Source organism: Actinoplanes sp. NPDC048791 (assembly GCF_040650095.1).
Taxonomy (GTDB): Bacteria; Actinomycetota; Actinomycetes; order Mycobacteriales; family Micromonosporaceae; genus Actinoplanes.
Genome location: NZ_JBEZGQ010001623.1, coordinates 1 through 1,261, shown reverse-complemented (window position 1 = coordinate 1,261; position 1,261 = coordinate 1). Strand labels below are relative to the sequence as shown.

Sequence of the window (1,261 nt, the reverse complement as noted above, 5' to 3'; positions counted from 1 at the left end):
TCCGGGCCCTGCGGCACCACAGCGGCACCGTCGGCGAGCCGGGGTGGCTGGCCGGGCTGGGCGACCCGTGCATCGCCACTGCCCTGGCGGCCATCCACAGTGACCTCGCGCACCCGTGGACCCTGCCCTCGCTGGCCGCCACGGCCGGGCTGTCCCGCGCAGCCTTCGCGGCCCGGTTCACCGAGCGGGTGGGCCGGCCCGCCATGCGGTACCTGCTGGCTCTGCGGATGCAACGGGCCCGCACACTGCTGCGCGACGACCGGGCCACCGTGGCAGCGGTCGCCGGTCAGGTCGGCTACGGCTCGGACGTGGCCTTCGCCGCCGCCTTCAAACGGGAGGTCGGTATGTCGCCGGGCGCCTACCGCCGCCGGCGTCAGAACGCCGTCGCGTAGACCCGGACCGGGTCACCGTCACGGGAGAGGGTGTCCCGCTCGAAGGCGAGGCCGATCTTCTCCGCGACGCGCTGGGACGGCACGTTGCCGGGGTGGATGATCGCGATCAGGCGCCGGACCCCGAGCACGTCACGGGCGTACGCGTGACAGGCGGCGGCCGCCTCGGTCGCGTACCCGTGGCCCTGCAGCTCCGCCCGCACGTGGTAGCCGACCTCGACATCCGTCACGCCGTCGATCTCCTGCGGCGTCAGGCCGCAGTCACCGACGAACTCCCCGGTGGCCCGCAGCCGGACCACCCACAGGCCGAAACCCCCGGTCTCGTAGAGGCGCTGGTTCCAGCTGATCCATTCCCGGGCGCCGTCGCGGTCGCGGGTCCGCGGGTAGTACCGCATGACGACCGGGTCGCCGAGCAGGGCGGCCAGGTCGTCGAGGTCGCCGGGAGTCATCGGGTGGAACTCGAGGCGGTCGGTGGCGTCCGGTGGCTTCATGACGGCTCCGGTGGCAGATCGAGGGCGGTCAGATCGAGCGTAGCCAGCCGGTCGGGATCGCCCAGGACATCGATCGCCACCACCCGGCCGGCCGCCACGGTGAAGGCCATGACCGAGAACAGCCGGCCGTTCACCACGACCACCACCCCGGCCGCGCCGTTGACCAGGGCCGGACGCACGAACGGCGCGAGCCGGCGGGCCGTGAAGGCCTGGCCGGCCACGGTCGAGGCGCCGCGCAGCACCACGTTGAGCCGGGGACGGCTGGGACCGGCGTCGGAGCGCAGCACCACGTCCGGATCGAGGACCGCGACGAGCGCCTCGAAGTCGCCGGCCCGGGAGGCGGCGAAGAACGCGTCCACCACCTGACGCTGCCGGGCCAGG

2 protein-coding genes and 1 pseudogene are annotated in these 1,261 nt (G+C 74.1%); 1 reads left to right on the top strand and 2 read right to left on the bottom strand.

From position 1 onward, the window contains the following. On the top strand, positions 1–392 hold a 392-nt coding region (locus AB0C29_RS49080; RefSeq protein ID WP_360835337.1), incomplete at its 5' end, for an AraC family transcriptional regulator. Here the strand turns inward: AB0C29_RS49080 and AB0C29_RS49075 are convergent. Together AB0C29_RS49075 and AB0C29_RS49070 are read right to left on the bottom strand one after the other, a co-directional pair. Continuing rightward, the gene (locus tag AB0C29_RS49075; RefSeq protein ID WP_360835335.1) at positions 374–880 is read right to left on the bottom strand and encodes a GNAT family N-acetyltransferase; all 507 of its coding nucleotides are present in this window, start codon (positions 878–880) and stop codon (positions 374–376) included. The genes AB0C29_RS49080 and AB0C29_RS49075 overlap by 19 nt on opposite strands. After that, positions 877–1,261 (bottom strand): annotated as a pseudogene (locus AB0C29_RS49070) (RNA polymerase subunit sigma-70); the annotation flags it as partial. The pseudogene AB0C29_RS49070 and the gene AB0C29_RS49075, both read right to left, overlap by 4 nt.

Excerpts from the sequence above, each read along its gene's own strand:
- AB0C29_RS49075 (WP_360835335.1), bottom strand. The coding sequence starts at position 880 with ATGAAGCCACCGGACGCCACCGACCGCCTCGAGTTCCACCCGATGACT.